Source organism: Mesorhizobium sp. M1A.F.Ca.IN.020.03.2.1 (genome assembly GCF_004023205.1).
Classification (GTDB): Bacteria; Pseudomonadota; Alphaproteobacteria; order Rhizobiales; family Rhizobiaceae; genus Mesorhizobium.
In genome coordinates, this window is record NZ_RZSV01000354.1 from 1 (window position 1) to 4040 (window position 4040).

4 protein-coding genes and 1 pseudogene are annotated in these 4040 nt (G+C 63.2%); 3 read left to right on the forward strand and 2 right to left on the reverse strand.

Going from position 1 to position 4040, the window contains the following annotated elements; all coding sequences use genetic code 11:
• Together EOA79_RS30365 and EOA79_RS33930 are read left to right on the forward strand one after the other, a co-directional pair.
• Positions 1-607: MFS transporter (locus tag EOA79_RS30365; RefSeq protein WP_128293587.1), on the forward strand; the 607-nt coding region annotated here is incomplete at its 5' end.
• A 5-nt stretch (positions 608-612) separates the two neighbouring features.
• Positions 613-711 (forward strand): annotated as a pseudogene (locus tag EOA79_RS33930) (amidohydrolase); the annotation flags it as partial.
• Positions 712-837: 126 nt separating this feature from the next.
• On the opposite strand, the gene EOA79_RS30375 reads toward EOA79_RS33930, so the two are convergent.
• Both EOA79_RS30375 and EOA79_RS30380 read right to left on the reverse strand, forming a co-directional pair.
• Entirely contained in the window at positions 838-1836 is a 999-nt protein-coding gene (locus EOA79_RS30375) for an ABC transporter permease (RefSeq protein WP_066992267.1), read from the reverse strand.
• Positions 1837-1877: 41 nt separating this feature from the next.
• Positions 1878-2621: an ATP-binding cassette domain-containing protein gene (locus EOA79_RS30380; protein ID WP_095802345.1), complete on the reverse strand. Its 744-nt coding sequence runs from the start codon at positions 2619-2621 to the stop codon at positions 1878-1880.
• 451 nt (positions 2622-3072) lie between these two features.
• Here EOA79_RS30380 and EOA79_RS30385 point away from each other — a divergent pair.
• Positions 3073-4040: sugar-binding protein (locus EOA79_RS30385; protein ID WP_164894016.1), on the forward strand; the 968-nt coding region annotated here is incomplete at its 3' end.

Genomic DNA, 4040 nt, shown 5'->3' on the forward strand with positions numbered 1-4040 from the left:
GACGCTCTCGGCGGGCACGATCTTCCGGGTCGCCATCAACGCCACGCCGTTCCTGCTGCCGCTGCTCTTCCAGGTGGGCTTCGGCATGCGGCCGGTGGACGCCGGCCTGCTGATCCTGGCCTACTTCCTCGGCAACCTCGGGATGAAAGCGGTGACCACGCCGACGCTCAGACTCTTTGGCTTCCGCCGGGTGCTGGTGGTCAACGGGGTGATTGCCTCGCTTGCAATCGCGGCGTGCGGCGTGATTTCGCCGCAGACACCGCTGGCACTTGTCGTGGCGTTGATGCTGGTCGCCGGTCTGACGCGCTCGATGCAGTTCACGGCGCTCAACACGCTTGCCTTCGCGGATATCGGCGCGCCGCAGCGCAGCTCGGCCGCGACTTTGTCCAGCATGCTGCAGCAGGTGGCGATGCTGTTTGGCGTGGCCGTGGCCGCGGCGATCCTCAACCTGTCGCAGATCGTGCGCAGCGGCGCGGCGCCCAACCTAATAGACTTCAGGATCGCCTTTTTCGCGATCGGCCTGATCGGGCTGGTGGCAGCGCTGCGTTTCCTGACCCTGCCGGCCAGTGCGGGTGCAGAGGTCTCAGGCCATACCGGGCGGGACTGAAATGGGCTTGGAAGGCCGGCCTGCGCACGCCCGCGGCGGCACCGAACTTCTACGGCAAACTGTCGGGGCTCGGCACTTTTGTGCATCGCAATGACCCGGAGCTCATCGCCTCTGGCCCCGTCAAGGCGTGGAGGAATGACGGCCGCTCCGCACCGACCAGCTGGGCGGATTTTCAGACTGAGCAGGGGTCTCCCCTTCTCCACAAGAAGGGAGAAGGGAAGGTTTGCTCTCTAATCGCTGCGCCTAAAATTACGGATGCGGTCGAACAGCACCGCCAGGATGATCGCGCCCCCGATGAAAGTGCCTTGCCAAAAGGCGTTGATACCGAGCAGGCCGAGGCTGTTGCGGATGACCTCGATCAGGGCGGCGCCGACGATGGCGCCGAACGCGGTGCCGACGCCGCCGGCGAGGTCGGCGCCGCCGATGACGGTCGCGGCAATCACCTGTAGTTCCATACCGTTGCCGAGATTAGTGGTGACAGCGCCTAGCCAGCCGGTCTGGATGATGCCGGCCAGACCCGCCGAGAGCGCTGAGATCATATAGACCGCGACCTTGATCTGGCGCACCGGAACACCGGTCAGCGTGGCCGCATGCTCATTGCCGCCGATGGCGAAGATATGCCGGCCGAACTTGGTCCAGCGCAGGATGAAGCCGGTGATCAACGCCAAAAGGATCATGTAAAGCACCGGATTGGCGATGCCGAACACCCAGGCGCCGCCGCCCAGCGCCAGAAGCTTGTCGTGGTCCGGCCCGAACTGGAAGACGACGGTGTTGTTGGAGGCGACCATGGCGAGGCTGCGCGCCACCGACAGCATGCCGAGCGTCACCACGAAGGGTGGGAAACCGAGATAGGCGATGAGCACCCCGTTGAAGGCGCCGATGGCTAAAGCGGTGACGATCGAGGCCAGGATGCCGATTTCGATCGAATAGCCGGCATGCATGGTGACGGCCAGCACCATCGAGCACAGGCACAGCACCGAGCCGACCGACAGGTCGATGCCGCCGGTGATGATGACGAAAGTCATGCCGAGCGCCACGATGGCGACGAAGGTGATGTTGCGGGTGATGTTGAAGAGGTTCTTCTGCGTGGCGAAAGCGTCGGTCGCGAAGGACAGGAACAGGCAGGCGAGGATAACCGCGATCACCACCCAGAAGGTCTGGTTGGCAAAGAGCCGTGAGAAGAATGTGTGCTGCTTCTGCGCGATCGTCTGGTCAAGGGTGACTGCCATTATCGACCTTTCCTGAGGCGTTGGACGCCTGATCCACGCGATTACGCAACCTGTTCGATGGCGCCGGTGATCAGCCCGGTGACTTCCTCGGGCGAGCTCGAGGCGATCTTCTTGTCGGCGACTTTCCTGCCGCGCCGCATGACGATGACGCGGTCGGCGACATCGAAGACGTCGGGCATGCGGTGGCTGATCAGCACCACGGCGATGCCCTGGTCACGCAGATGGCGGATCAGGTTCAGCACCTCCGCGACCTGTCTCACCGAGATCGCCGCCGTCGGCTCGTCCATCAGCACGATCTTGGCTTGCGACAGCATGGTGCGGGCGATCGCCACCGCCTGGCGCTGGCCGCCAGACATCTGCTTGACGAGGTCGCGCGGCCGCGTCTCGGATTTCAGTTCGGCAAAGAGCTGGCCGGCGCGCTTATACATCGCGGCATAATCGAGAATGCGGAAGGGGCCGATGCCGCGGCGCAGTTCCCGGCCGAGATAGACATTGGCGGCGGCCGTCAGATTGTTGCAAAGCGCCAGGTCCTGATGGACGATCTCGATGCCGTGCTGGCGGGCCTCGGCCGGCTTGTGCAGGATCAACTCCTTGCCGTCCATATGCATCGTGCCGTGGCTGGGGCGGAAATTGCCGGCGATCATCTTGACCAGCGTCGACTTGCCGGCGCCGTTGTCGCCCATCAGGCCGACGACCTCGCCGGCCTCGAGCTTGAACGAGACGTCGTTCACCGCCTGGATGGCGCCGAAATGCTTCGAGATGTTGGCGAGTTCGAGAACCGACACCAGCCTTAAGCCTCCCCGTTTTCGTCCCTCGACTGCCTTGCCATAATTGCCGGCGCCGCAGGGGCCTCGCGCCTCCAACTCCTCCCGAGCAGGTGCGATAGACTCATTTAGGCAAATGCGGCCATGGGCGTCAATCAATTGTCGGGCGATTAATTTCGAGTCCCGTCGAAAAATCGGTTTTGTAGGACAAATTGGAATTGACGTTGGCAGCGAGCCGTTATTAGCTAGCATTGGAGGAAGAGTTTTTCCGTCGCGAAATCGCTGCTCGGCGTGACGCGATGGGCAAGATTCAGGATCCGGCCGGCGCCCATTCGAGCTGGAACGGATCGGCAAATGCTTGTCGGCCCGGCTTGAGACACGAACTTTCGAGCCTATTCCGCGTGTTGCTTGCATCCGGGCCGATCGGTGTGGCGGGCACGTCGTGTCCGTCTGTTTTCAAGGGAGGACTGATATGAGGAAATCACTTTTGCTCGCCGCCGTCGCCGCCATGGCGCTGGGCGCCGGGCCGGCTTTGGCCAAGAAACAGCTCGTCATTGTCGTAAAGGGCCTCGACAACCCGTTCTTCGAAGCCATCCATCAGGGCTGCGAGAAGTGGAACAAGGAGAACGCGAGCTCCGAGTATGAATGCTTCTACACCGGCCCGGCATCGACCTCGGACGAGGCCGGCGAAGCACAGATCGTGCAGGACATGCTGAGCAAGCCGGACACGGCCGCGATGGCGATCTCGCCGTCCAACGCGCCGCTGATCGCGCAGACGATCAAGAGCGCCAATCCATCGATCCCGATCATGACGGTCGATGCCGATCTCGCCAAGGAAGACGCCGCGCTTCGCAAGACCTATCTCGGCACCGACAACTATCTGATGGGCAAGCGAATCGGCGAATACATCAAGAAGGCCAAGCCGAATGGCGGCACGATCTGCACGATCGAGGGCAATCCGGCCGCCGACAACATCCTGCGCCGCGCGCAGGGCATGCGCGATGCGCTGTCGGGCAAGGAAGGCCTGCCGGCGCTCGCCGGCGAAGGCGGCTGGACGGAAGTGGCGGGTTGCCCGGTGTTCACCAATGACGACGGCGCCAAGGGCGTGCAGGCGATGACCGACATCCTGGCCGCCAATCCGAAGCTCGACGCTTTCGGCATCATGGGCGGCTGGCCGCTGTTCGGCGCTCCGCAGCCCTATCGCGACCTGTTCAAGCCGATGGCCGACAAGATCGCCAAGAACGAGTTCGTCATCGGCGCCGCCGACACGATCGGCGACGAGGTGGCTATCGCCAGGGAGGGCCTTGTGACCGCACTGGTCGGCCAGCGGCCGTTCGAAATGGGCTACAAGGCGCCGTCGGTGATGCTCGACCTCATCCAGGGCAAGAAGGTCGACGATCCGGTCTTCACCGGCCTCGACGAATGCACCAAGGATACGGT